Source organism: Aerophototrophica crusticola, assembly GCF_012913305.1.
Classification (GTDB): Bacteria; Pseudomonadota; Alphaproteobacteria; order Azospirillales; family Azospirillaceae; genus Niveispirillum; species Niveispirillum crusticola.
The window spans coordinates 3,227,919-3,252,833 of sequence record NZ_CP051775.1 but is presented as its reverse complement, the minus strand read 5'-3'; the positions used below and the strand labels follow the sequence as shown (position 1 = coordinate 3,252,833).

Below are 24,915 nucleotides of genomic sequence, written 5' to 3'. Positions count from 1 at the left end.
GCGGGTGCCGCGCGACACCCACTCCAGGCATGATGGATCAGCTCTTCAGATACCGGGAGAAGAAAGCGGCCGTGCGCTCGTTGGCGGCCTTCGCGGCCTCCGGGTCCCAATGGATGCCGTCGGTGCGAGCGAAGGCGTGGTCCTGGTCCGGGTAGGCGTGGATGGTGACCAGCGGGTTGTCGGACAGGGTGGCCTTGATCTTTTCCTGCGCTTCGGGCGGCACGAACTTGTCCTTGCCGGCCATGTGCATCAGCAGCGGCTTGTCGATGGCCGTGGCCTCCCCCAGCGCGCCATCGATGCCGACGCCGTAATAGCTGACATTGGCATCCGCGTCGGAGCGGGTGGCCATCAGATAGGCCAGCTTGCCGCCCAGGCAGTAGCCGACGCTGCCGATCTTGCCGGTGACGGCCTCATGCCCGCGCAGGAAATCCAGCGTGGCGATCAGGTCCTCTACACCCTTGGCCTCGTTGAAGCCCTGGTAGAGCTGGAAGGCCTTCTGCCATTCCGCATCCGTCTTGTCGGAAATCTGGATGCCCGGTTCCTGCCGCCAGAACAGGTCGGGGCAGAGGGCGACGTATCCCTGGGCCGCGTACTGGTCGCACAGGCCGCGCATCACGTCGTTGACCCCGAAGATCTCCTGGATCACGACCATGCCGGGGCCCTTGCCGCCCGCGGGCAGGGCCAGATAGCCGGTAAAGCTGCCGCCGTCCTTGGCCTGGATGGTAACCTCGGTCATGCCTGCCCCCTGTTTGCTTGATGGCACGGCGCCCAGGGTCGGTGGCGGGCGCCGAACGGTTCGGCGGCACGATACTAAGCAGCCAAGCGCTTGTCACGGCAGGGAAAGCGGGGGTAACGCGATGTTCATGGCGCCCTCTCAGGCACCCGCGTCCGCGGGCTTGGGCCGCTGGTGTCACCGCCCGGGTGCCCTGCCCTCCAGCACGGCCCTGCCGATGGTGGTTTCCCACCGTGTCAGGGCCGAGGGCGGGATGGAAGCGTCGGCGGAGTCCAGGCTGGTGCCGGTGACCAGGTAGACGAACCCCCAGCCCCCGGCCGGGTCCACCAACGCCCCGCCGATCAGGCCATAGGCATCACCCAGGTGCCCGCACAGCATAGGGGCGCCAGGGGCGATGCGGTCGCCCTCCCCCGTGTTCAGGCAATGCACGCCCAGGCCCCAGCGCTGGTACAGCCCGCGTTCGGTGTCACCATCACCATTCGGGAAGGCCCAGGCGGGCGCGAGCATGGCGTCCACCGTTTCCGGCCTCAGCACCCGCACCCCGTCCACCGTCCCGCGGTCCAGCAGGACCCGCAGCATGCGGGCAAGGCCGCGGGCGGAGATGCGCAGGCCGCCCTGGGGCGCCAGGGTGGTGGCGTTGCGGCCGGGCTGGTAGGCGGACAGGGGAAGTGTCGCCGTCACGCCGAAGGGGCTGACGAAGCCGTCGGGCCGGACGCCCCGGTGATCGTCCACCTGGGCCGACCAGGTACCCCCAGGGTCGCTCACCTCCCCCGTCACCTTGCGGTAGACCGGGGCCAGCTTGGCAAAGGCGGGGTCGGGCAGGCGACGCACGTCGAAGCCGGCCTGGATGCCCAGGGGCCGGAACAGCACCCGGTCCACGGTCGAGTCGAACCGTTCCCCCGTCACCCGCTCCATCATGGTGGCGACGACGCCCAGATTGATGTTGGCGTAGCTGAACCAGGCGCCGGGCCCGCGGTCCCTGCCGTCGCCGTCCGGCTTGGCCCAGCGGCTGCCGTCCTTGTCCCAGGGGCCGCCGGGCCGCACCAGCTCCTCCAGGCTGTGCTGCACCGGCAGGGCATAGACCTCCCCGTCGCGCAGGCTGCTGGTATGGGTCAGCAAATGGCGCAGGGTGATGGGGCGGTCAGGCCAATGCGGGTTGCGTAAGGCAAAGCCCAGCACCGCGCCGGCATCCCCGTCGAGGGTCAGCTTGCCCTCCTCCACCAGCCGCAGCGCCGTGATCGCCACCGCCAGCTTTGAGATGCTGGCCACCCGCACGGGCGTGTCCACGTCCAGGGCCTGCTGCCGGGCCGGGTCCGCCGGGTCGATGACGGCCAGCCCGGCGGCGTTGGCAAAGGCCTCCCGCCCCTTGTCCAGCACCACCAGCGCCACCCCGCTGACCGGCGCCGTCTTGTCCGCCACCAGGGCCGCCAGGGTGCGGTCGAGCAGCTCCGTGCGCGTCTCCGCCACGGCCGGCCGCGCCAGCAGCGCCAAGGCCAGCAGGGCGGCCCCGATCCCCCGTCCCAGCCGCATCAGCCGCCCAGCGCCTTCGTCAGTTCCGCCGGGTCGGTGACCGGCAGGCCGCAACTGCCATAACGGCAGACATAGGCCGCGGCCTTGCCATCCACCAAGCCCTTGCCTGCGGCCGGGTGCCCCTCCGGCAGGGCCATGCCCGGCGCCAAGGGTGTCAGCACCAGGGTGGGCAGGGACAGGCCATGGACGGCCGCCAGCAGGGCGCGCGTGTCCGCCGCCCCCGGTTCCCCAGCCACCACCACCTGCACCGCCGTCTCCAGCAGCTCGATCCCGTTCAGCCAGGTGGCCAGGGGGAAGAAGTTGCGGGTCAGCTCGCCACTGAAGGCATCCACCAGCGCGTCGGCCCGCTGGCGATAGGCCTCCTCTCCCGTCAGCAGCCACAGCCGGGCCAGCACCCCCACCATGGTGCCGTTGCCGGCGGGCACGGCGTTGTCATGGGCATGCCGCGGGCGGACGATCAGGTCGGTGGCATCGTCCGCGACGATGAAGTAGCCACCCCCTTCCCCATCCCAATAATGCTTGTCGAGCACGGCCACCCAGGCCCTGGCCTGCTCCACCAGGGACCAGTCGCCGATGACCTCGAACAAGGCCAGGGCGGCACGGGCCATGTTGGCGTGGTCCTCCAGCGTGCTGGCGTGCTTCAACTGCCCATGCCGCCAGCTATGCTTCAGCCGCCCATGTTCCTGCATGGAGGAGGCGACGAAGCCGAAGGCGCGGGCGGCCGCGTCGATCCAGGCCTGTTCCCCCAGCGCCGCGCCCGCCTTGGCCAAGCCGGCGATCATCAGCCCGTTCCAGTCGGCCAGCACCTTGTCGTCCCAGCCCGGCCGCACCCGCTTGTCCCGCACGGCCAGCAGCCTGGCGCGCTGGGCGGCCAGCGCCGTTTCCCGCTCCGCCCCCAGCCAGGACGTGTCCTTCAGCCGGTTGGGGATGTTCGTCTCCTCCCAGTTGCCATGGTGGGAGATGTCGTAGACCGCGCAGAACGCGTCCGCGTCGGCGCCCAGCACCGTGTCCACCTCCGCCTTGGACCAGACGTAGAACCGGCCCTCCTCCCCCTCGCTGTCGGCATCAAGGGTGGCGGCGAAGCCCCCGGCCTCGGCCACCATCTCCCGCAGGACCCAGGCGGCCGTCTCCCGGATGCGCGCCTCGAACAGGGGGTCGCGCGTCTCCTGCCACACCGCCGTCAGCAGCTCGAGCAGCTGGGCGTTGTCGTACAGCATCTTCTCGAAGTGGGGTGCCAGCCACTGGGCGTCCGTGCTGTACCGGGCGAAGCCGCCGCCAAGGTGGTCATAGATGCCGCCCTGGCTCATCCGCGTCAGGGTGTTGATCACGGCGCTGGCATAGGGCGGCTTGCCCGTCCGCTTGAAGGCCTGCCAGAGCAGGGTAAAGATGCTGGGCTGCGGGAACTTGGGCGCGTCGCCGATGCCGCCGTTGAAGGGGTCCACCTCCCGCACCAGGCGCTCCGCCACCTGGTCCAGCACGGCCGGTTCCACGCTGCCGCCCGGGCGGTTCTGCGACAGCTTGGTCAGCGCGTCCTTCAGGGCGCTGACATTGCGGGTCACCTTCTCCGGCTCCGTCCGGTAGGTGTTGGCCACCCCGCGCAGCACGTCGGGGAAGCCGGGCCGGCCCCAGCGGGTGGCCGGCGGGAAATAGGTGCCGCCCCAGAACGGCTCCCCGCCGGGCGTCAGGAACATGGTCAGCGGCCAGCCGCCCTGTTGCCCCAGCAGGGACAGGGCCTGCTGGTAGACCTGGTCCAGGTCCGGCCGTTCCTCCCGGTCCACCTTCACGTTGACGAACAGCTCGTTCATCAAGCGCGCGATCTCCGGGTCCTCGAAGGACTCATGGGCCATCACGTGGCACCAATGGCAGGCGGCGTAGCCCACGGACAGCAGGATGGGCTTGTCCTCCGCCTTGGCCCGGGCGAAGGCCTCCGGCCCCCAGGCCATCCAGTGCACGGGGTTGTCCGCGTGCTGGAGCAGATAGGGGCTCGTCTCGCGCCCCAGAAGGTTCGCGCCTTCGGCCATGGTCCCTTCCCTTTCCCCCGATTTCCCCCAAATCCCAACAGGCCGCGCGCCGCTTTGGCGTGGGGCCGCCGGGTCGGGGGCCGTTTGCGGGCAGTGTAACCTCGTGTAGACTGACCCGCGCCAGGAAAATGGCCTTGGATAACTTACGGTTATGGCCCCGATCCGCGGGCCGGCCGGTTCTTCAGCAGGGATGGGAGGGCGGCGATGAAGGTGACGGTCAACATCGACTGCACGCCGGAGGAGGCCCGGACCTTCTTCGGCCTGCCTGACGTGCAGCCCATGCAGCAGGCGCTGATGCAGCAGTTGCAGGATCGGCTGAGCGCCAATATCCAGGCCATGGACCCCGAGGTGATGGTAAGGACCTGGTTGCCTGCCAGCATCCAGGGCTTCGAGCAGATCCAGAAGATGCTCTGGAACCAGATGGCGGCCGCCATGGGTGCCGCCGGCCCGTCGAAGGATGGAAAGAAGTGACTGATCCCGCCCCCTATTTCCGCGCGCATGTCTTTGTCTGCACCAATGAGCGGCCGGACGGCCACCCCCGCGGCTGCTGCAAGGCCAAAGGGGCGGAGCAGTTGCGCGACTACATGAAGAAGCGCGCCTCCGCGCTTGGCCTGGGCAAGGCCGTGCGGGTGAACAATGCCGGCTGCCTGGACCGCTGTGAGCTGGGGCCGACGCTGGTCATCTACCCGGAAGGGGTCTGGTACACCTATGCCGATGAGGCGGACCTGGATGAGATCCTGCAGACCCACCTGGTGGAGGGTGGCCGGGTGGAGCGGCTGATGCTGCAGCCCGGTGACAAGAAGCCGGAGGACCGTGAGGCCCGGCTGGTGGTGGGGGCCTGAGCCATGGACATGGACCGCCGTGCCGTGATGCTGGCCGGGGCCGGTGCGGCCACCCTTGCCGCCCTTCCCGCCGCCGGTGAGGATGATGGGCCCCGCAAGGTGGTCGAAGCCTTCCACAAGGCCTTGGCCGCCGGCGACCTGGATGGGGCCGTCCGGCGGCTGCACATCGGCGTGACCGTCTATGAGCAGGGCGGGGTGGAGCGGTCGGCGCGGGAGTATGTGAACCACCATCTCCGCGCCGACATGGAGTTCGCCCAGGCCACGAGGCGGGAGGTGTCCAACTTCGTTTCCGGCCGTTCCGACGACCTGGCCTGGGAAGCTTGTGAGACCCGCACGACGGGCACGTTCAAGGACAAGCCCGTGGATGTGCGCGGGACGGAGACGATGATCCTGCGCCGCGGCGATGATGGCTGGCGCATCCACCATATCCATTGGTCGTCACGCAAGGCGTGAGCCGACCCAATGTTCCACGTGGAACACAGGCCATGAGCGACAGCATCTTCGCCCTCGCCAGCGCACCGGGCCGGGGCGGGGTGCAGGTCATCCGCCTGTCCGGGCCGGATGCCGGTGCGACCCTGGGGCATCTGACCGGCCGCCCCCTGCCCCCGCCGCGCCAAGCCACCCTGGCCAGCCTGCGCGAACCCGGCAGTGGCGAGGTGATCGACAAGGGCTTGGTGCTCTGGTTCCCCGGCCCTGCCAGCTTCACCGGGGAAGACGTGGCGGAGCTGCACTTGCATGGCGGCCGGGCCGTCCTGTCCGCCGTTACCGACGCCCTCACCACCCTGGGCCTGCGCGTTGCCGAGCCAGGGGAATTCAGCCGCCGCGCCTTCGAGAACGGCAAGCTGGACCTGACGGAGGCGGAGGCCATCGCCGACCTGGTGGATGCTGAAACGGCGGCCCAGCGCCGCCAAGCCTTGCGGCAATTGGATGGCGACCTGGGCCGCCTCTATGACGGCTGGCGTACCCGCCTGACCCGTGCCTTGGCCCACCTTGAGGCCGATATCGACTTCCCGGAGGAAGACCTGCCCGGCGGCCTGTCCGACGCGGTCCGGCCCGTGGTGGAAGGCTTGGCGGCGGAGATCGGGGCCCACTTGGCCGACAATAGCCGGGGGGAGCGCTTACGCGACGGCATCTCCATCGCCATCCTGGGCGCCCCCAACGCCGGCAAGTCCAGCCTGCTGAACGCCATCGCCCGGCGGGACGTGGCCATCGTCTCCAACACCGCGGGAACCACCCGGGACGTCATCGAGGTGCACCTGGACCTGGGCGGCTACCCCGTGTTGCTGGCCGACACGGCGGGCCTGCGGGAGGCGGCGGAGGCCATCGAGGCGGAAGGCATCCGCCGCGCCCTGGACCGGGCCTCGCGGGCGGACCTTAAGCTGCTGGTGTTTGACGGCAGCCGCTGGCCCTTGCTCGATCCAGCCACATTGGCGCTGCTGGACGAGGACGCCTTGCCCGTGCTGAACAAGGCCGACCTGGCCGCACACCCGGCCGAGCCCGTGGTGGGGGGCCGCCCCGCCCTGCCCGTCTCCGCCGCCACCGGCCAAGGCCTGCCCGCGCTGCTGTCGGCGCTGGGGTCGGAGGTGGAGCGACGCTACGCCCCCAGCGGCGCCCCCGCCCTGACCCGGGCCCGGCACCGATCCGCCCTGGAGGACTGCCGGGACAGCCTGCTCCGCGCCCTGTCCGCCCCCCTGCCCGAACTGGCCGCCGAAGACATCCGCCTCGCCACCCGCGCCCTGGGCCGCATCACCGGGCGGGTGGACGTGGAGGAGCTGCTGGACGTGATCTTCCGGGATTTCTGCATCGGGAAGTGATCGCCGATGCCAATCACTTGATGTCACCCCGGCCTTGAGCCGGGGCCCTTGGGAAAGCGGACGTGCCAAGGGGCGGCAGCGGGCAAAAGGACAAAGAAAAACACCGCTTTCGGTGATCTGCATCGACCGATCCCGAGGGCCCCGGGTCAAGCCCGGGGTGACATCAGCGCTCTGCATGGACGGCAGATGTCCCCCCTGTTCCACGTGGAACACTGGACTCCTCGGCCCCTCATCCATACATTCCGCGCCATGCGCAGCTATGACGTGATCGTGGTGGGCGGTGGCCATGCGGGATGCGAGGCTGCTGCCGCGGCGGCGCGTGCGGGGGCCCGCACGGCGCTGGTGACCCACAAGGTCAAGACTATCGGGGAGATGTCCTGCAACCCGGCCATCGGCGGCCTGGGCAAGGGCCATCTTGTCCGTGAGATTGACGCCCTGGACGGGGTCATGGGCCGGGTGACGGACCAGGGCGGCATCCAGTTCCGGGTGCTGAACCGATCCAAGGGCCCTGCCGTCCGCGGCCCCCGGGCCCAGGCGGACCGCAAGCTGTACCGGCAGGCCATGCAGGCCACCTTGGCCGCCCAGCCCAACCTGGACATCATCGCCGCGGCGGTGGAGGATTTGGTCATTGACGGCGGCGGCACCTGCGCCGGTGTCGTGACGGCGGAGGGGGAAGTGATCCGCGCCGGGGCCGTGGTGCTGACCACCGGCACCTTCCTGCGCGGCATGATCCATATCGGGGAGGAGAAGATACCGGCCGGGCGCGTGGGGGAGGCCCCTGCCCTGGGCCTGTCCGCCACCCTGGCCCGCTTCGGCTTCCCCCTGGGCCGGTTGAAGACCGGTACCCCGCCCCGGCTGGACGGCCGCACCATCGACTGGGCGGCGCTGGAGATGCAGCCGGGCGACGACCCGCCCCCGCCCTTTTCCACCCTGACCACGGCGATCACCACGCCGCAGGTGCAGTGCGCCATCACCTACACCACCCCGGCGGTGCACGCGGCCATCCGCGCCAACCTGCACCGGGCACCCATGTATTCCGGCCAGATCGAGGGCACGGGCCCCCGCTATTGCCCCAGCGTGGAGGACAAGGTCGTCCGCTTCGCCGACAAGGAGCGGCACCAAATCTTCCTGGAGCCGGAGGGGCTGGACGATGACACGGTCTATCCCAACGGCATCTCCACCAGCCTGCCCCGCGACGTGCAGGCGGAGATGCTGCGCAACATCCCGGGCCTGAAGCGGGCGGTGATGCTGCGGCCCGGCTATGCCATCGAGTATGATTATGTGGACCCGCGGGAGCTGACCAACAGGCTGGAGACCAAGCGCCTGCCCCGCCTGTTCCTGGCCGGCCAGATCAACGGCACGACCGGGTATGAGGAGGCGGCGGCCCAGGGCCTGGTCGCCGGGTTGAACGCCGCCCTGGCCGTGGCGGGCTCCGCCCCCTTCGTGCTGGACCGGGCGGAGGCCTATATCGGCGTCCTGATCGATGATCTGATCACCCGCGGCACCACCGAGCCCTATCGCATGTTCACCAGCCGGGCGGAGTACCGGCTGCTGCTGCGCGCCGACAACGCCGACCAGCGCCTGACCGACCGGGGCCTCGCCGTGGGTGTGGTGGGGCGGAGCGGCAGGCGCACTGGCAGGCGAAGAAGCAGGCCCTGGCCGCGGCGCGGGACCTCGCCACCAGCCTCGCCGCCACGCCGAACGAGCTGGCAAGGCACGGCATCCATGTGAACCGGGACGGGGTGCGGCGCACCGCCCTGGACCTGCTGCGCTACCCGGACATCGACCTTGCCCGCCTGTCCACGGTCTGGCCGGAGCTGGCCGCCCTGCCCGCCGACATCGCGGAACAGGTGGAAATTGACGGCAAGTATGCCGGCTACCTGGACCGGCAGGAGGCGGACATCCGCGCCTTCCGCCGGGATGAGGATCTAGCCCTGCCCGCCGACCTGGACCCCGACCGCATCGCTGCCCTTTCGGCGGAGATCCGGCAGAAGCTGAAGACCGTGCGCCCCGCCACCCTTGGCGCCGCCGCCCGCATCCCCGGCATGACCCCGGCTGCCCTGACCGCGCTGTTGCGCTATGTGAAGCGCAAGCCTCCCGCGGCGGCGGTGGCCTGACATGGCGTGGGTTTATCTGGTCATCGCCGGCCTGCTGGAGATCGTCTGGGCCATCGGGCTGAAATACACGGAGGGGTTCACCAAGCTCTGGCCCTCCGTCTGGACCCTGGCGGCCATGGCCGGCAGCTTCATCCTGCTGTCCCAGGCGCTGAAGACCATCCCCGTGGGCACCGGCTATGCCATCTGGGTCGGCATCGGTGCCGTGGGCACGGCCATCCTGGGCATGGTGGTGCTGGGGGAGCCGGCAAACCTCGCCCGCATCCTGTGCATCCTGCTGATCATCGCCGGCATCGTCGGCCTGAAGCTGTTCAGCCCGGTCGCGTGATCCTATGGCGTCTATGACCCCCACCGACTTCGCCGCCACCTTCCATGTTCCACGTGAAACACTGGAACGGCTGCAAGCCTATGAGGCGCTGTTGCGCAAGTGGAACCCGGTGGTGAACCTGGTCTCCAAGACCACCCTCGCGGATGTCTGGACCCGGCACTTCGCCGACAGCGCCCAGCTCTTCCCCCTGCTGCCACCCGGAACCCAGACCCTCACCGACATCGGCTCCGGCGCAGGCTTCCCCGGCATGGTGCTGGCGATCCTGGGCGTGCCTCACGTCAACTTGGTGGAGTCCGACCAGACCAAGGCCACCTTCCTGCGGGAGGTGGCGCGCGTCACTGGCGCTCCCGCCACCGTGCATGCCAGCCGGATCGAGGCGGTGGAGCTGCCGCCGGCCGATGTGGTCAGCGCCCGCGCCCTGGCCGACCTGTCGCAACTGCTACCCTGGGCCCTGCGCCTGCTGAAACCGGGGGGCACCTGCATCTTCCCGAAGGGCAGGTCGGCGGCGGATGAATTGACCGGGGTGGCGGATTCCTGGACAATGCGGACCGAGGCGTTCCCCAGCCGGACGGACCCCGCCGGCACCATCCTGCGCCTGTCCGACATCTCCGCGAAGTAACGTCGCGCGAAAGGCCTGAACCCCGTGACGACCGCCCCCCTGCCCGTCCCCGCCCCTGCCGCGCGCGTCATCGCGCTCGCCAACCAGAAGGGCGGCGTGGGCAAGACCACCACCACCATCAACCTGGCCACCGCCCTCGCCGCCTGCGGCAAGCGGGTGCTGATCATCGACAACGATCCCCAGGGCAATGCGTCCACCGGCCTCGGCATCGCGCAAGCCGACCGGGAGTTCGGCATCTACGACCTGCTCTTCGCCGATCTGTCGGTGGAGGAGGTGGCGGTGCCCACGGCGGTGCCCAACCTGTCCATCGTCACCGCCAACGTGGACCTGTCGGGGCGGAGGTGGAGCTGGTGAACGTGGACCGGCGGGAGTACCGGCTGAAGGATGCCCTCGCCCGCTCTTCCCGCGCCTATGATTATGTGCTGATCGACTGCCCGCCGGCCCTGGGGCTGTTGACCCTGAATGCCCTGGCGGCGGCCACGGCGGTGCTGGTGCCGTTGCAGTGCGAGTTCTATGCGCTGGAGGGCCTGTCCCACCTGGTCCGCACCATCGAGCGGGTGAAGCGCGCCTTCAACCCGTCCCTGGAGATCGGCGGCGTGGTCCTGACCATGTTCGACCGCCGCAACAATTTGTCGGAAATGGTGGCGGCGGATGTCCGCGGCTTCTTCGGCGACAAGGTGTATGAGACGGTGATCCCGCGGAACGTGCGGGTCTCCGAGGCGCCCAGCCATGGCAAGCCGGTGCTGCTCTACGACATGAAGTCGGCGGGCGCCCAGGCTTATATCCACCTGGCGGGCGAGATCCTGAAGCGTGAGCGCAAGCGGCAGATGGCGTGATGGTGGGAATGGACGAGTCGAAGAAGCAGCGCACGGGCCTGGGGCGCGGGTTGTCCGCCCTGTTCGGGGAGGCCCAGGGCGGCCAGGAGGAGCAGGTGGACCGGGTCCGCCTGACCCGGCTGGTCCCCATCGACCAGGTGCGCCCGGGCAAGTACCAGCCCCGCCGCAAGTTCGATGAGGAGGAGCTGCGCGCCCTGGTGGAGAGCGTGCGGGAGCGCGGCGTGCTCCAGCCCCTGCTGGTGCGCAAGGACCCTGCCGCCGCCCCCGGCGCCACCCAGTATGAGATCATCGCCGGGGAGCGGCGCTGGCGCGCGGCCCAGCTCGCCGGGCTGCACGAGGTGCCGGTGCTGGTGCGGTCCCTGACCGACCGGGAGGCGCTGGAGATCGCCCTCATCGAGAACATCCAGCGCCAGGACCTGACCCCGCTGGAGGAGGCGGAAGGGTTCAAGCGCCTGATGGACGAGTTCCAACACACCCAGGAGGACCTGGCCCACAGCGTGGGCAAGAGCCGCAGCCACGTGGCCAACATGCTGCGCCTGCTGTCCCTGCCGGACGGGGTGAAGCAGATGGTGCAGGACGGTCAGCTCAGCATGGGCCACGCCCGCGCCCTGCTGACCGCCGCCGACCCGCTGGAGCTGGCCAAGATCGTCGTGGAGCGCGGCCTGAACGTGCGCCAGACGGAGGCGCTGGTGAAGCTGGGCGCCCAGCCCGTCCCGGCCAAGGCGCCGACGCCCAAGGCCCCCGATACGGTGGCCCTGGAAAAGGAGGTTTCCCAGGCCCTGGGCCTGAAGGTGACGCTGAACTCCGCCGGCCCGAAGGGCACGCTGCAGATCCACTACAAGAGCCTGGACCAGCTGGACGGGGTGCTGACCCGCATCCTGGGCCGGCGGTGAGACAAGGGCTTCGTCTGCGATACGCTTACCCAAGGTAATCCGCGTCCCCCGCGAAGGCGGGGGCCCACGGTTTTTGATCCCGTCCCTACGTCACCGTCGCTGAAGAACTGTGGACCCCCGCCTGCGCGGGGAAGCAGGAAGGGCGTTGGGTTTGACCTTGCACCTCCGGGCTTGCGCTGGGATGGCGGTAGAAGCAAAAGGATAGGTGCGGACACACCCTGTCCCGGCGCCCGTCCCCCTATCCCCGGATTTCACCCATGGCCGACACCCCCGACGCCACCCAGATCGCCGACACCATCGGGGCCGAGGCCGCCGCCTTCTTCGGCACCTACTCCGCCGCCTTCGCCAAGTACGACGCTGACGCGGTGGCTGCCCTGTTCGACCAGCCCCTGGCTGTGCTGACGGCGGACAAGCCCCTGTCCTACCCGGACGCCGCGGCGGTGCGGGGCTATGTGGAGGAGTTGCTGGGCGTCTACCACAGCATCGGCCTGGCTTGGCCGGTGCCCGCGGCGGTCTGGGCCTGGCCCTGCGGCCCCCGGCTGGCCCGGGCGGAGGTGCTCTGGCTGCTACGCAACGAGGGGCGGGAGGAGATCATGCGCTTCTCCACCAGCTATGTGTTGCGCAAGGCCGATGACGGCGCCTGGAAGCTGGCCGTGGTGATCTCCTACGAAGAGCCGGTGATGCTGCCCGCCGCCAACCCTGCGGCGTGATGCCGGCCGGCATCCCCCTTACCGTCCTGCCGGGGGAACTGGCGGTCTGCCGCCTGCCCCCGGACGCCCCGTTCCCTGCCTGGGCCGACGGGCCGGGTTTCCTGTCCCTGACCCGCACGGCGGAGGAGCTGTCCGTCGTCTGCCTCGCCGACCGGGTACCGGACGGGGTGCAGGCCGTCGCCCCCTGGCGGGCGCTGAAGGTGGAAGGGCCGCTGGACTTCGCCCTGACCGGCATCCTCGCCGCCCTGGCCCGGCCCCTGGCAGAGGCCGGCATCAGCTTGTTCGCCGTCGCCACCTATGACACGGATTATCTGCTGGTGAAGGCGGACATGCTGGACGCGGCCGTCGCCGCCCTGCGCGGGGCGGGGCACGCCGTCATCGGTTGACGTGACCCGCCACGGAACCAGTCCGGCACAGGCCAGGCTTGCGATGGCGTTGTCCCGCAAGCTGGCGACGTCACATATTCACAATGCCCCAATGATAGCGGATCGATATAGTATCCTTGTCGGGAAGGACGTGTGCCTCGCCGTTATCCGCTAATCAGGCATAAGCGTCGCGACGGCTATCGGAGAGCCGCGCCTCCTCCTCGCCAGCAAGGGGCTCGTCAACGGAGGACGCACCATGACTGTCACCATCCCTCCTGAAAGGGACCTGGACAAGAAAGACCCCCAGGGAAAGCCCGATCCGGTTGTCCAGGCGTACAAGGACGCGCTTGAGAAGATTCGCAAGGCATACGAGGACCAGGCCAAGCTCCCGGTACCTGCCAACACCTATGAACTCGCCCTGGTCCTGGGCGGCACTGTGTCGGCCGGGGCCTACACGGCGGGTGTCCTGGATTTCCTGCTGGAAGCGCTGGAAGAATGGGAAAAAGCAAAGCAGCTGCAGGCGAAGCCGTCCGCCAAGAAGACTGTGCCGACCCATAAGTTGATGGTGAAGGTCGTGGCCGGCGCCTCGGGCGGCGGGGTGAACGGGGCGATCTTCGCGAAGGTCGCTACCAACGGCTTCCCCCATGTCACGCCGGTGTCCGCCAACGCCGTGCGGATGCGCAACCCCTTCTACAACACCTGGGTCAGCAAGCTTGACGTGGCCGGCTTCACCGATACGTCTGACCTGAAGGGCAACCGGGTCGTGGAAAGCCTGCTCTGCCCGGCCCCGATCGACAGCGCTGCCTTGGCGATCGCCTCGTTCGCCGGCGATAGGGTCGACCGGCAGGGTTACTTGGCGGACCCGCTCGAACTTATCCTCACATTGACCAACCTGCGGGGCATGCCATACACCGTCGCCTTTTCCGGCGCGGCGAAGGGCCAGTATTTTACCGACCATGCGGACCATGTCCGCTTTGCCATCGGGCTGGACACGGCCAGCAAACCCAAGGCCCCGCGTGAAGCGGCAGGAGATTCTTTTCTCGTGGTGGCGGAGCCGGGCAACGCCGGCGACCTTCACCAGATAGACTGGGAGGAGTTCAGCCTCTTCGCCCGGGCCACGGGGGCGTTCCCGGCAGGCTTCCCTGCCCGCAAGCTGCGCCGCCCCCTGGAACATTACCTGTGGCGGCCGGCGGTGCTGCCCGGTGAGCAGGGTGGGCCCAGGGTTGTGCTGCGCACCCCCGTCTTCGACCTGCTGCGCGACCAGCGGGGGGTGCTGCCCCAGGATTACGAGTTCGTGGCGGTGGATGGCGGCGGCACGGACAACCAGCCGGTGGAGCTGGCCCGCACCGCCCTGGCTGGCGTGACAGGGCGGAACCCACGGAACGCAACGGAGGCCAACCGCGGCGTCTTGCTGGTGGACCCCTTCGCCGACATGCCCACCTTCGACTCGACCGACATCACCACCCAGCTCCTGTCGGCCGGGCTCCAGACGGTCGGGTCCCTGGTGGGGCAGGCCCGCTACAGCACGTCCGACCTGCTGCTGGCCCTGGACGAGACCGTGTTCAGCCGCTTCATGATCACGCCGGTCCGGGAGGATGGCGACGCCCCCCCTTGGTCGGGGCGAAAGCCATTGCCAGCGCCGGTTTCGGCGCCTTCATGGGCTTCCTGGACGAGGCGCTTCGCCGCCACGACTACTTCCTGGGACGCAAGAACTGCCAGGATTACCTGAGGACGGAGTTTGTCCTTGATCCTGGCAACCTGGTCTTCGACCAGCAGGAGGTTGCCGCCGGCCTGGCGGCCTGGAAGAAGGCCGACGACCGCTTCCTGCCCATCATCCCCTGGTCGGGACGGCTGCGGAGGAGCAGCGGCTGGAGCCCTGGCCCGCCGGGCGGGTGGTCGTCAGCAAGGTGGAGCGGCTGTTCCGCAATCGTATCCGCAAGGTCGTGGACCAGATCACGGACGAGGATCGGCCGAAGGGCTTCTTCAAGCGCTTCCTGATCGAGAACGTGGCCGACGGCGCCATCGCCGATTTCATCGTCGACAAGCTGGTGGAGAAGGTGGAGGCGGACCTGGAGACCTGGAAATTGTGATGTCCACGGCGGGGCGGCCATCACCGGCCGCCCCATCCGCTACCGCTTCCCGCGCGGCCGACAGGACCACCTGTTCCAGCCGGTCGGCCTCTTCCTCCGTCAACTCGGCGAAATGGCGCCGGCGCTTCTCCGCACCCACCTTGCCGTTCTGGAGCACAAGGTTGGTGAACAGGCCCGCCTTGCGGTCCGGCATGGCGCTGACCTCCATCAGGGCACGCAGGGCCCGGTCATACTTGGCGAGGAAGGCGATCTCCTGCTTCAGGTCCACCCGGATCGCCTCCGCCACGCAGCGGTACAGGAACTCCACCATGGGCGTGGCGTCGAAGTAGCGGTACAGGTCCGCGGTGTCGTTCTTCACCACGACGGTCGGCAGCCCGTCCGGGCCCGGGGTCCAATCCCAGTCGATGAAGGGCATGATGGCCTCAGAGAAGGCCTCCAGCGCCTCGTCATAGGCTCGCCGGTTGCGCAGGATGACGGCGGAAACGGGGAACAACAGGCCGGGCGGGGTGAAACCCAGCCGCTCCAACACATGGTGGATCAGGAAGCGGTGGATGCGGCCGTTGCCATCCTCGAACGGGTGGATGAAGACGAAGGCGAAGCTGATGACGGCGGCGGCGGTGATGGGGTCCAGCATGGCCGGCGGGTGCGGGATCGTCGCGCCGAATGCGGCCGACAAGCTCCTGTCGAACTCCACCTCCCCAAGCTGTCCACGTACCATCTTGGCGAAGCCGCCCATCAAATCGCGGATGTCCTCGGGCTGGGGGCAGATGTAGCGGACCCGGTCGGCTTGATTCAGAACCGTCTCGCCGATGTAGATCTGCGCGCCGCGCCAACCCCGGGCCCCATAACGTGGGTCGCCCACGATCAGGTTCTGCAAGCCCGTCTGGTCAGCCTCGCTGGCCGGGTCGAAATCCTGGACAGTGCGCAGGGCGGCAATGAAGCGCTCCGCCCGCGACCCGGCGACCTCATCCCGCTCGATGGCGAAGCTGCTGCGTGTCTCCTTGGTCAGCACGTATTGCACCGCCCGCGCCAGGACCGCGGGGTCACAGCCCTCGACCAAGGCGCGAACCTCCGTCCCAAGTTCGGTGACTTGCCTTTCGCGCAAGGTCCGGGAGAGGCGTACGACCGGGCAGAAAGCGGCCGAACCCAACAAATTATTGGAGACACGGTAGCGGCGTAGCGGCGTGGCCAGCATGCTGGTGACGTGCTTGTCCTCATCCAGCGCGTCCACCATGGCCCCAGCCGTCGCATCCGGCAGGTCCAGGCGCTCACCCATAAGCCATTCATAGAAGAACCAAGCACGCCGGGCGAACTTGCCCGTTGGCTTCTGGCGCACCCAAGCCTTCACGGGTTCCGGGCCCATGGTACGGAAAACCGCCTTCAAGATTCCGAGGTGCAGTGGCTCATAGCGCAGCGCGAAGGCTAAGTCGGACAGGGGGTCGTCGCCCTTGTCGTAGCTGGAGCCATACCGCTCCACTTGGTGCTCGGGCGTTTCATGGATTTGCAGACGCCCTGCCCCACAATCGAGATCGTGTAAGGCGGCGGCACGCGCAGGCCGAAGCGATGGACCAAGCCCATCTGGCCGGTGTAGCGTTCGTTGGGCCCAAGCCGGATCGGCATCGCCCGCCCCTGCCGTCAAAATTCGTGTCAGCGCGGTGATGGTCGCACGAATTCTGTTCGGCCGGTAAAAATTCTGTTCGTTTGGGCACGTCCGGTAAAAATCCCGTACGGCCTCACCCCCGCCGCGCCAACTGCGCCAGTTGGAAGAACGCCCGCGCGCAGATCGTCTCGTCCGGGCTGTGGGTGCGTTTGCACTCGGCTTCGGCTTCCAGCAGGCGGTCCAGGGCCTGTTGCAGCAGGGGCAGGGTCCAGCGGCGGACCTGGGCGGTCATCTGGGGTTCCAGCTTGAAGAAGACGGGGGGCCGCAGGGTCTTCACCGCCTGCTGGGGGGTCTGGCCGCGGGCCACGTGGGCGACGGCGATGTGCAGGCGCTGGAAGTGGCGCTGGGCGGCGCGCAGGATCGGGACGACGCTGGTGCCCTCGGCGAACAGCTTGCGCAAGGACCGGTCCACCTCCGCCAGATTGCCGTCGGCTGCGGCCAGGGCGGGCTCGTCCATGTCCATGGCGGCGCTGTCGCCCACCACGGCCTTCACGTCCTCGATCCCGATGGCCTTGCTGCCCAGCATGTAGAGGACCAGCTTGTCCACCTCGCTGCGGGCCATGGAGCGGTCGCCCACCAGGTTGGCGGCCAGCCAGTCCCGCGCCTCCGGCGTGATCTGCATGCCGTGCTCGCCCACGATGCGGGCGATGGTGCCGGCCAGCTCCCCCCCCTCCTCCACATAGCAGGCGATGGCGGCGCCCACCTCGCCGGCGTCCTCCACCAGCTTGCGCAGCTTGGACCGACCGTCCAGCTCCCCCGCCTCCAGCACGGCCAGGCTGTCGCCCGGCGGCGGCTCCTTCAACAGGGCGGCGACGGCCCGCTCCAGCTTGTCGTCCACGTCCCTGATGCGGACCACCCGCCGGCCGCCGGTCAGGGCGATGGCGGCCATCTCATCAAACAGGCGGGCCGGGTCGGCGGCCACCTGGTCGGGCTTCAGTTCCGCCACGCGGAAGGGGTCGGACAGGTCCTCGCAGGCGGACTTGGCCGCCTGGGTCCCCCGCTCCCGCACCAGGCCGGCGTCGGGGCCATAGACCAGGACCAGCCGGGTGGCGGGGCCGGGCCGCTTGGCAAAGGCGTCGGCGTTGCGGGGTTGGACCTTCATGGGCGGGGGCCCGGCCGGTTCGGGGTCAAGAGGGCTGGCTGCCGGGGTCGCGCATGAAGAACAGGGCCAGGCGGGTGCGCACATCCTCCGCCAGTTCCGTCAGGGCGCGCTCATAGGCGTCCTGCTGGGCCACCAGGGTGGCGTATTGCGCCTCCAGCAGGTTGTAGCTGACCACGGCCCGGCTGAAGGTGCGATAGGCGACCTTGCCGGTCTTGGCCTCGATCAGCTCATAGCTGGCCTGGACTGTCAGGCGCGCGCGGGTGGCCGTGGCGTCCTTGCGGATGCCCAACCCCTCCTCCGCGGCCGCCAGATTGACCACCAGCCGGTAATTGGCATCGGCCGGACGCCCATTCTCATAGAACCGGTCGATCAACTTGTTCCGCAGGACCTGGCCCGTGCGCTCCGGGATCGGGTCGATCTGCACTTGCGCAAGTTGCTGCACCGGGGCGGTGGCCGCCCCGCGGGTGCCATAGACGGGCGTGAAGCCACACCCGCCCAGGGTCGTAGGGACCAGGGCGAGCACAGCCAGCAGGCCGAGGCGGCGGAAGACCTTGGGGGTCTCAGACCACGACATTGACGATCCTGTTCGGCACGACGATGACCTTGCGGGGCGGCTTGCCGTCCATGGCCTTCCGCACCGCCGGGTCGGCCAGGGCGGCCGCCTTGGCCACATCTTCCGCCGCGTCGCGCGGCAGGGCAAGGGTCGCGCGCAGCTTGCCGTTCACCTGCACCGCCACGGTGGCCGTGTCCTCCACCAGCAAGCCCGCGTCGGCGGCCGGCCAGGGCCGCTCCACCAGCAGGTCCTGGTGCCCCAGGCTCACCCACATCTCCTGTGCCAGATGGGGCATCACAGGCTGGACGATCTGGCTCAGGATCTCCAGCGCCTCCCGCACGGCCCAGGCCTCGTCCGCGCCCACGTCCTGGCTGTTGCCCTGCTTGGCGGCCAGCTTGGACAAGGCGTCGCCCAGGGCGTTGCTGAAGATGCGCAGCTTGGCCACGGCGCTGTTGAAGCGGTACTGCTCGATGTCCTCCGCCACCCCGTGGGCCGCCTTGTGGGCAGCGCGGCGGATGGCGGTGGCGTCGGCGCCGAACTCCGCCGGGGCAGGCGTGCCGGCGGCGGGCAGGGTGATGCCGGGCTCCGTCACCAGCCGCCACAGGCGGTTGATGTAGCGCCAGGCGCCGTCGATGCCGGCCTCCGTCCATTCCAGGTCACGGTCAGGCGGGCTGTCGGACATCATGAACAGGCGGGCCGCGTCGGCGCCATAGCTGTTCAGGATGCCTTCCGGGTCCACCACGTTCTTCTTGGACTTGGACATCTTGATCACGGGGCCGACGGTGACCGGGCTGCCGTCGGCCCGCTTCACCGCCTTGCCGCTTGCCAAGTCCACGTCGGTGGGGAAGATCCACTTGCCCTCCGCGTCCTGGAAGGTGGCGTGGGTGACCATGCCCTGCGTGAACAGGCCGGCGAAGGGCTCCGCCAGGTCCAAATAGCCACAATGGGCCAGCGCCCGCGTCCAGAAGCGGGAATAGAGCAGGTGCAGCACCGCGTGCTCGATGCCGCCGATGTAGTTGTCCACCGGCAGCCAGTACTTCACGGCGTCCTTGTCAAACGCCACCTCGGTGTTGCGCGGGTCGGCGAAGCGCAGGAAATACCAGCTCGACTCGATGAAGGTGTCGAAGGTGTCCGTCTCCCGCCGGGCCGCCTTGCCGCAGCTCGGGCAGTCCACATGCTTCCAGGTGGGGTGCCGCTCCAGCGGGTTGCCGGGCGCGTCGAAGGTCACGTCCTCCGGCAGGGTCACCGGCAGCTGCGCCTCCGGCACGGGAACCACGCCGCAGGCCTCGCAATGGATCACCGGTATCGGGCAGCCCCAATAGCGCTGGCGGGACACGCCCCAGTCGCGCAGGCGGAACATGGTGGTGCCGGTGCCGCGGCCCAGCTCCTCGATCTTGCCGATGGCGGCCTTCTTGCCCTCCTCCACCGACAGCCCGTCCAGGAACCGGCTGTTCCGCAGGGTGCCGGGGCCGGTGTAGGCCTCGTTGCCCACGTCGAAGCTGGCCGGGTCCTCCCCGTCGGGGACTACCACCGGCTTCACGGGCAGATCGTACTTGCGGGCGAAGTCCAGGTCGCGCTGGTCATGGGCCGGGCAGCCGAAGATGGCGCCGGTGCCGTATTCCATCAGCACGAAGTTGGCCACATAGACCGGCAGCTCCCACCCCGGCACGAAGGGGTGCTCTGCCGTCACGGGCGTCCGGAATCCCTTCTTCTCCGCCTGCTCCAATGCCGCCTCGCTGGTGCCCATGCGGTTGCACTCGGCGATGAACTCGCCAAGCTCGGCATTGCCCTCGGCCAGCTTGGCGGCCAGGGGGTGGTTGGGGCTGATGGCCACGAAGCTGGCGCCGAACAGCGTGTCCGGCCGGGTGGTGAACACCTCCAGCTCCTCATGCCCGCCGGACAGCTTGAAGAAGAACCGGCAGCCCTGGGACTTGCCGATCCAGTTCTCCTGCATGATCCGGACCTTCTCCGGCCAGCGGTCCAGGGTGGCGAGGGCCCCCAGCAGCTCGTCGGCGAAGTGGGTGATCTTCAGGAACCACTGGGACAGCTGGCGCTTCTCCACCAGCGCGCCGGTGCGCCAGCCGCGGCCGTCGATCACCTGCTCGTTGGCCAGCACGGTGTTGTCCACCGGGTCCCAGTTCACCCAGGACTCCTTGCGGTAGGCCAGGCCCGCCTTCAGGAAGTCCAGGAACATCTTCTGCTCGAACCGGTAGTATTCCGGCCGGCAGGTGGCGATTTCCCGGCTCCAATCGATGGCTAGGCCCATGGACTGCAGCTGGCCGCGCATGGCGGCGATGTTCTCATAGGTCCACTTGCCGGGTGGACGCCCCGCTCCAGCGCCGCGTTCTCCGCCGGCAGGCCGAAGGCGTCCCAACCCATGGGGTGCAGGACGTTGAAGCCCTTGGCCCGCTTGTAGCGGGCGATCACGTCGCCGATGGTGTAGTTGCGGACGTGGCCCATGTGGATGCGCCCCGACGGGTAGGGGAACATCTCCAGCACATAGGTCTTGGGCCGGGACGGGTCAGCCTGGACGGCGAAGCTGCGGCGTTCGTCCCAGACGGCCTGCCACTTGGCCTCGGTCTCACGGACGTTGTAGCGGGACATGGGGTCAACCCCTCGGCATCTCGGGTGGCGCTCCGGCGGGGCGTCACCCAGGATGGGGGTCTGGCGCGCCCGCCGTCGGCGGAGTCAGAGCGTGACAGATATCAGCATGGGTGGTGTCACGCTCTGACCCTGTTGGGTGGTCGCGGGATTCACGCCTCCGGTCGTTCCGACCTGCAGCGATCCCGCTCAGCGGGCCGGCGCGTTCGCCTGGCGAAGCTGCCGCGCCCGGGTCAGGATGGTGTCCTCCATCTGGGTCACCGTCTCCGGCGCCACGGGGGCGTCCGTCCAGAAGCCGTTCTGGTTCACCTGACGGAACACCGTGGCCCGGATGCCGTCGGCCCGCAGCGCCGCGTCCAGGATGTACAGGTTGATCTTGAACCGCTCACTGGGGGTGGCGGGCGGGCTGAACCAGTCGGTCAGGATCACGCCGCCATAGGGATCGGCCTGGGTCACCGGCATGAAGGCCACGGTGTCCAGCGCGGCGCGCCACAGGAAGGCGTTCACCGCGGCACCGGCGGCCGGCACCGCGGCGGCGGTCATCCCGGCCACGTCGGACGTGTTCTGCCGGGTGACCATCATCTGCTGCGCGGTCTGCGGCTCATCCTCCGCGCCGATGCTGTTCAGCCAGGAGCAGCCGGACAGGCCCAGGGCAACCAAGCCCACCAGGGCGGTGCGGCCGAACAGGGTAACGCGACGAGTCATGGATGAACCACCTGGAACGCCAGCAGGGATCGGAGGAGAACCCTTAGAGCAAAAAAGCCGGGCTTAGGCAAGGCCGCCAGGGTTCCCGGACTTCCGCATCGCACGCAAACGGGGCAGGATTGCGGCAATCCAGCCCTGACACACGCGTTGCTCCAGGGGACGTGCGGTTGCAAGAGGATGCGGGTTGGGGTATAAGCGAAGGGCAGTCGGGCAGTGTTCGTGACACACCGCCCGACGCTCCTCACCGACGGATCGTCAGTTCGACAGAGATGCCGAACAGCCGAAGCCTCAGGTGAAGGAAGAAGGGCTTGCTCATCAGCCCTGTCCTCCAGGTGGCGGGGGTGGACCATCCACCCCCTTCACCACCGCTGCTAGAGTAGCGGCTACGGAATTTCTTGCATATAAGAAGAGGGGCCGCAGGTTGCCGCACCGGCAGGCCGGCGGTCGTTCATGCCGCCAACAGCCGCTCCAGGGCGGCTGAGACGTCGCCCATGCCCAAGCCGGACAGGTCGTCGCGCTTCAGCCAAGCGGCCCGGGGCCCCCAGGGGGCGCTGCGGGCCGGGTCCGTATGGTGGGACATCAGCATCAGGGTGGGGCAGCCCAGGGCCGCCGTCAGGAACACCGGCCCGGTGTCGTTGCCCACCGTCGCCTTGGCGAACCGGGCGAGGCTCGCCAACTGCCCCAGGCTGGTCCGGCCCACCAGGTCCACCACCCCGGGGAAGGCTTGCCCGATGGCGTCCGCGGCCTCCCGGTCGGCGCCCGTGCCCACCAGCACCGGGGTCAGCCCCAGCCCCTTCAGCCGCCGGGCCAGGGCGGCATAGCCCTCCGCCGGCCAACGCTTGTGCGGAAGGTGGGGGGAACAGCCAGGCACCAGCAGCACGAACGGCCCATCCGGCAGCAGTCCCGCCAGGTCACCCGTCAGCCAGGACAGGTCCGCCGGTCCCGCGTCGGGCACCCCGGCGGCGGCGATCTGGGCCATGTAGCGGTCGTGGTTGTGCCTGCCGGCAACGTCCGGGATGGGCCAGTCCGCCCCGGGCAGGATGCCGGACCAGCGGGCCTTGCGCCCTGGCGCCATCAGCTTCCGGTACAGGCTGGTGCGCGGCTTGTTCTGCAGGTCGTACACCACCGATAGCCCCGCCCCCCGCAGACGCGACCGCATGCGCAGGTAATGCAGGGGCGACCGGCTGCGCGGGTCCTCCCACACCTGGTCGAACCAGGGCATGGACCGGCCGAAGCCGGCGAAGGCGGGCTTGGTCAGCAGGATGGCCTCGGCCCCCGGATGGTGGGCGCGGATGGCCTGGAACGCGTCGAAGCACTGCACCAGGTCGCCCAGGGCACCCAGGCGGATGACCAGCACCCGCTCCCGGCTCACCGCCGCCCCCTGGCGACCGGGGCCCGTGCGGCCAGCAGCTCGGCATAGATGCCCAGGGTGGCGGCGCACATGCCTTCCTTGGTGAAGTGGGCGCGGACATGCCGCATGCCGTCCAGCCCCACGGCCTTGCGGGTCAGCGGGTCCAGGTCCAGCACTTCCCGGATGGCGTCGGCCAGGGCGCCGGCGTCGCCCGGCGGCACCACCAGCCCCGTCTCCCCCGCCACGACCGTCTCCCGCACGGCGCCAAGGTCGGTGACGATGACCGGCCGGCCCATGGCCTGGGCCTCCACGATGATGCGGCCGAAGGCCTCCGGTTCGGTGCTGGCGCTCACCACCACGTCGGCCAGCATGTAGGCGGCGGCCATGTCGTTGCAGTGGCCGGCGATGGTCACCTGCCCCTCCAGCCCCAGGGCGCGGATGCGCCCCTCCAGCTCGGCCCGGTAGTCGCTGCGGCCCTGGTCGCCGCCCACCAGAACGGCGCGGACATCCTTGCGCCCCAGTTTGGAGATCGCCTCGATCAGCACCCCCTGCCCCTTCCAGCGGGTCAGCCGGCCGGGCAGCATGACGATGCGCTGGTGCTCCGGGATGCGCCATTCCCGGACCAGGGCGGCCATGCGCCCCTGGGTCACCTTCTCCGGCGTCAGCAGGTCCACGTCCACGCCCCGGTGGACCAGGCGCAGCCGGTCCGGCCCCACGCCATAGTTGGCGGCCACATGGTCATAGACATAGCGGGACACGGCGATGACCCGGTCGCCCCGGGACATGACGCTGTTGTACCAGCGCTTCAGCCCGTTCTTGAAATTGTAGGGCGCGTGGAAGGTGGTGACGAAGGGGATGCCCAGCGCCTCCGCCGCCCACAGGCAGCTCCAGGCCGGGGCCCGGCTGCGGGCATGGATGATGTCCACCCCTTCCGCCTTCGCCAGGGCAGCCAGCCGCTTGGCGTTGCGGCGGATCACCAGGGGGCTTTTGCTGTCCACGGGCAGGGTCACGTGCCTGGCGCCGTACCGCTCCAGCTCCCGCGCCATGGGCCCGCCCGAGGAGACGACGATGGCCCGCCCGCCTGCCCGCTGCACGGCGGCGGCAATGTCCACGCAGCCGCGCTCCGCCCCGCCGGTCACCAGGCTGGGGATCACCTGCATCACCACGGGCCGGCCGCCGCCGAAGTGGTCCGCCGGGTTTACCGGGGCAGGGTCGGGCGATAGGGTGCCGGGGGCTGCGGCCAGGACGGACATGATGGATACGAAGGACCAGACGGGGGGCGGGATGGACGGGCCGATACATAGCCTAAGCCGTGACGGCGCCACCATAGCCTATCGCCACACCCCCGGGTCCGGGCCGACCATTGTCTTCCTGGGCGGCTTCCGCTCCGACATGACGGGCACCAAGGCGGTGGCGCTGGAACGCTGGGCCCAGGCGCACGGCCGATCCTACATCCGCTTCGACTACCAGGGCCACGGCGCCTCAAGCGGGGTGTGGGAGGACTGCACCATCGGCCTGTGGCTGGGAGACGCGCTGGCGGTGCTGGACCAGGTGGCGAAAGGGCCCGTTGTGCTGGTGGGCTCCAGCATGGGCGGCTGGGTCGCGTCGCTGGTGGCGAAGGCGCGGCCGGAACAGGTGAAGAGCCTGGTCACCGTCGCCGCCGCACCCGACTTCACGGAGCGCCTGATCTGGCAGCGCCTGTCGGCGGAGGCGCAAGGCCGGTTGCCGCTGGAGGGCAGCTTCCTGCGCCCCTCCGCCTACGACCCCGCCGGCTATCGCATCACCTGGAAGCTGGTGCAGGAAGGGCGCGACCACTTGGTCCTGGGCAAGCCCCTGCCCTTCACCGGCCCCGCCCGCCTGCTGCACGGCCTGCGTGACACGGACGTGCCTTGGGGCCTGAGCCTGGAACTGGCGGAGACCCTGTCCGGCGAGGACGTCCGCCTGACCCTGGTCAAGGACGGCGACCACCGGCTGAGCCGGGACCAGGACATCGCGCTGCTGCTGGAGACGGTGCGGGCGGTGGCTTCCTGATCCCTCTCTCTGGGGAG

21 protein-coding genes and 3 pseudogenes are annotated in these 24,915 nt (G+C 69.3%); 14 read left to right on the top strand and 10 right to left on the bottom strand.

The genetic code is table 11. The features are described 5' to 3' along the window. Positions 1-37: 37 nt before the first annotated feature. The 3 genes from HHL28_RS15935 to HHL28_RS15925 form a co-directional block, all read right to left on the bottom strand. Positions 38-736 carry a dienelactone hydrolase family protein gene (locus HHL28_RS15935; protein ID WP_075770215.1) on the bottom strand — a complete coding sequence of 233 codons (699 nt, stop codon included), beginning with the start codon at positions 734-736 and terminating at the stop codon, positions 38-40. Between the two features lie 174 nt (positions 737-910). Next, positions 911-2,263, bottom strand: coding sequence for a serine hydrolase domain-containing protein (locus HHL28_RS15930; RefSeq protein WP_169655452.1), 1,353 nt, complete (start codon positions 2,261-2,263; stop codon positions 911-913). Then, positions 2,263-4,284, bottom strand: a complete 2,022-nt coding sequence (locus HHL28_RS15925; protein WP_075770214.1) for a thioredoxin domain-containing protein — start codon at positions 4,282-4,284, stop codon at positions 2,263-2,265. Before HHL28_RS15925 ends, HHL28_RS15930 begins: the two co-directional genes overlap by 1 nt. Before the next feature lie 204 nt (positions 4,285-4,488). Between HHL28_RS15925 and HHL28_RS15920 the strand changes: the two genes are divergently transcribed. The 13 genes and pseudogenes from HHL28_RS15920 (at position 4,489) to HHL28_RS15860 (ending at position 14,895) form a co-directional block, all read left to right on the top strand. Then, positions 4,489-4,755, top strand: a complete 267-nt coding sequence (locus HHL28_RS15920; protein ID WP_075770213.1) for a DUF6489 family protein — start codon at positions 4,489-4,491, stop codon at positions 4,753-4,755. After that, positions 4,752-5,126 (top strand): (2Fe-2S) ferredoxin domain-containing protein, encoded by a 375-nt coding sequence (locus HHL28_RS15915; protein ID WP_075770212.1) that lies wholly within the window; start codon positions 4,752-4,754, stop codon positions 5,124-5,126. The genes HHL28_RS15920 and HHL28_RS15915 overlap by 4 nt, the downstream gene beginning before the upstream one ends. A gap of 3 nt (positions 5,127-5,129) precedes the next feature. Next, positions 5,130-5,579 (top strand): YybH family protein, encoded by a 450-nt coding sequence (locus HHL28_RS15910; RefSeq protein ID WP_083698957.1) that lies wholly within the window; start codon positions 5,130-5,132, stop codon positions 5,577-5,579. Between the two features lie 32 nt (positions 5,580-5,611). Further along, positions 5,612-6,940 carry a tRNA uridine-5-carboxymethylaminomethyl(34) synthesis GTPase MnmE gene (gene mnmE / locus HHL28_RS15905; RefSeq protein ID WP_075770211.1) on the top strand — a complete coding sequence of 443 codons (1,329 nt, stop codon included), beginning with the start codon at positions 5,612-5,614 and terminating at the stop codon, positions 6,938-6,940. Positions 6,941-7,189: 249 nt separating this feature from the next. Next, positions 7,190-9,057: pseudogene (mnmG, locus tag HHL28_RS15900) on the top strand (tRNA uridine-5-carboxymethylaminomethyl(34) synthesis enzyme MnmG). Between the two features lies 1 nt (position 9,058). Further along, entirely contained in the window at positions 9,059-9,382 is a 324-nt protein-coding gene (sugE, locus tag HHL28_RS15895) for a quaternary ammonium compound efflux SMR transporter SugE (RefSeq protein WP_075770209.1), read from the top strand. 13 nt (positions 9,383-9,395) lie between these two features. After that, on the top strand, positions 9,396-10,001 hold the full coding sequence (gene rsmG, locus HHL28_RS15890) for a 16S rRNA (guanine(527)-N(7))-methyltransferase RsmG (protein WP_075770208.1): 606 nt from the start codon (positions 9,396-9,398) through the stop codon (positions 9,999-10,001). A gap of 15 nt (positions 10,002-10,016) precedes the next feature. Continuing rightward, positions 10,017-10,837: pseudogene (locus tag HHL28_RS15885) on the top strand (ParA family protein). A gap of 8 nt (positions 10,838-10,845) precedes the next feature. After that, entirely contained in the window at positions 10,846-11,730 is an 885-nt protein-coding gene (locus tag HHL28_RS15880) for a ParB/RepB/Spo0J family partition protein (protein WP_075770207.1), read from the top strand. A gap of 257 nt (positions 11,731-11,987) precedes the next feature. Beyond that, positions 11,988-12,440, top strand: coding sequence for a Cif family virulence factor (locus HHL28_RS15875; RefSeq protein ID WP_075770206.1), 453 nt, complete (start codon positions 11,988-11,990; stop codon positions 12,438-12,440). Beyond that, positions 12,440-12,826: an ACT domain-containing protein gene (locus tag HHL28_RS15870; RefSeq protein WP_075770205.1), complete on the top strand. Its 387-nt coding sequence runs from the start codon at positions 12,440-12,442 to the stop codon at positions 12,824-12,826. The genes HHL28_RS15875 and HHL28_RS15870 overlap by 1 nt, the downstream gene beginning before the upstream one ends. Positions 12,827-13,061: 235 nt before the next feature. Beyond that, positions 13,062-14,534, top strand: a complete 1,473-nt coding sequence (locus tag HHL28_RS15865; protein ID WP_169655450.1) for a patatin-like phospholipase family protein — start codon at positions 13,062-13,064, stop codon at positions 14,532-14,534. Between the two features lie 163 nt (positions 14,535-14,697). Continuing rightward, positions 14,698-14,895, top strand: coding sequence for a hypothetical protein (locus HHL28_RS15860; protein ID WP_169655448.1), 198 nt, complete (start codon positions 14,698-14,700; stop codon positions 14,893-14,895). Here the strand turns inward: HHL28_RS15860 and HHL28_RS15855 are convergent. From HHL28_RS15855 to HHL28_RS15825, 7 genes and pseudogenes are all read right to left on the bottom strand, one after another. Further along, complete coding sequence (locus HHL28_RS15855) at positions 14,837-16,372, bottom strand: Fic family protein (protein WP_169655446.1); 1,536 nt, start codon at positions 16,370-16,372, stop codon at positions 14,837-14,839. The genes HHL28_RS15860 and HHL28_RS15855 overlap by 59 nt on opposite strands. A gap of 256 nt (positions 16,373-16,628) precedes the next feature. Further along, positions 16,629-17,657, bottom strand: a complete 1,029-nt coding sequence (holA, locus tag HHL28_RS15850) for a DNA polymerase III subunit delta (protein WP_075770202.1) — start codon at positions 17,655-17,657, stop codon at positions 16,629-16,631. Positions 17,658-17,682: 25 nt separating this feature from the next. Then, the gene (gene lptE / locus HHL28_RS15845; protein WP_075770201.1) at positions 17,683-18,231 is read right to left on the bottom strand and encodes an LPS assembly lipoprotein LptE; all 549 of its coding nucleotides are present in this window, start codon (positions 18,229-18,231) and stop codon (positions 17,683-17,685) included. Continuing rightward, positions 18,218-20,814 (bottom strand): annotated as a pseudogene (gene leuS, locus HHL28_RS15840) (leucine--tRNA ligase). The gene lptE and the pseudogene leuS overlap by 14 nt, the downstream one beginning before the upstream one ends. 186 nt (positions 20,815-21,000) lie before the next feature. Then, positions 21,001-21,516 (bottom strand): DUF3576 domain-containing protein, encoded by a 516-nt coding sequence (locus tag HHL28_RS15835; RefSeq protein ID WP_075770199.1) that lies wholly within the window; start codon positions 21,514-21,516, stop codon positions 21,001-21,003. Positions 21,517-21,964: 448 nt separating this feature from the next. Then, positions 21,965-22,888: a glycosyltransferase family 9 protein gene (locus HHL28_RS15830; protein WP_075770198.1), complete on the bottom strand. Its 924-nt coding sequence runs from the start codon at positions 22,886-22,888 to the stop codon at positions 21,965-21,967. Continuing rightward, positions 22,885-24,120, bottom strand: coding sequence for a glycosyltransferase family 4 protein (locus HHL28_RS15825; protein WP_083698955.1), 1,236 nt, complete (start codon positions 24,118-24,120; stop codon positions 22,885-22,887). The genes HHL28_RS15830 and HHL28_RS15825 overlap by 4 nt, the downstream gene beginning before the upstream one ends. On the opposite strand from HHL28_RS15825, the gene HHL28_RS15820 reads away from it, so the two are divergent. Beyond that, complete coding sequence (locus HHL28_RS15820; RefSeq protein ID WP_404325956.1) at positions 24,119-24,898, top strand: alpha/beta fold hydrolase; 780 nt, start codon at positions 24,119-24,121, stop codon at positions 24,896-24,898. The genes HHL28_RS15825 and HHL28_RS15820 overlap by 2 nt on opposite strands. Positions 24,899-24,915: the final 17 nt, after the last annotated feature.

Bases quoted from the DNA above. Each gene is read 5' to 3' on its own strand.
- HHL28_RS15935 (WP_075770215.1), bottom strand. From the start codon at position 736: ATGACCGAGGTTACCATCCAGGCCAAGGACGGCGGCAGCTTTACCGGC.
- HHL28_RS15930 (WP_169655452.1), bottom strand. From the start codon at position 2,263: ATGCGGCTGGGACGGGGGATCGGGGCCGCCCTGCTGGCCTTGGCGCTG.
- HHL28_RS15925 (WP_075770214.1), bottom strand. From the start codon at position 4,284: ATGGCCGAAGGCGCGAACCTTCTGGGGCGCGAGACGAGCCCCTATCTG.
- HHL28_RS15920 (WP_075770213.1), top strand. From the start codon at position 4,489: ATGAAGGTGACGGTCAACATCGACTGCACGCCGGAGGAGGCCCGGACC.
- HHL28_RS15910 (WP_083698957.1), top strand. From the start codon at position 5,130: ATGGACATGGACCGCCGTGCCGTGATGCTGGCCGGGGCCGGTGCGGCC.
- mnmE (WP_075770211.1), top strand. From the start codon at position 5,612: ATGAGCGACAGCATCTTCGCCCTCGCCAGCGCACCGGGCCGGGGCGGG.
- sugE (WP_075770209.1), top strand. From the start codon at position 9,059: ATGGCGTGGGTTTATCTGGTCATCGCCGGCCTGCTGGAGATCGTCTGG.
- rsmG (WP_075770208.1), top strand. From the start codon at position 9,396: ATGACCCCCACCGACTTCGCCGCCACCTTCCATGTTCCACGTGAAACA.
- HHL28_RS15880 (WP_075770207.1), top strand. From the start codon at position 10,846: ATGGACGAGTCGAAGAAGCAGCGCACGGGCCTGGGGCGCGGGTTGTCC.
- HHL28_RS15875 (WP_075770206.1), top strand. From the start codon at position 11,988: ATGGCCGACACCCCCGACGCCACCCAGATCGCCGACACCATCGGGGCC.
- HHL28_RS15870 (WP_075770205.1), top strand. From the start codon at position 12,440: ATGCCGGCCGGCATCCCCCTTACCGTCCTGCCGGGGGAACTGGCGGTC.
- HHL28_RS15865 (WP_169655450.1), top strand. From the start codon at position 13,062: ATGACTGTCACCATCCCTCCTGAAAGGGACCTGGACAAGAAAGACCCC.
- holA (WP_075770202.1), bottom strand. From the start codon at position 17,657: ATGAAGGTCCAACCCCGCAACGCCGACGCCTTTGCCAAGCGGCCCGGC.
- lptE (WP_075770201.1), bottom strand. From the start codon at position 18,231: ATGTCGTGGTCTGAGACCCCCAAGGTCTTCCGCCGCCTCGGCCTGCTG.
- HHL28_RS15835 (WP_075770199.1), bottom strand. From the start codon at position 21,516: ATGACTCGTCGCGTTACCCTGTTCGGCCGCACCGCCCTGGTGGGCTTG.
- HHL28_RS15820 (WP_404325956.1), top strand. From the start codon at position 24,119: ATGATGGATACGAAGGACCAGACGGGGGGCGGGATGGACGGGCCGATA.
- HHL28_RS15825 (WP_083698955.1), bottom strand. From the start codon at position 24,120: ATGTCCGTCCTGGCCGCAGCCCCCGGCACCCTATCGCCCGACCCTGCC.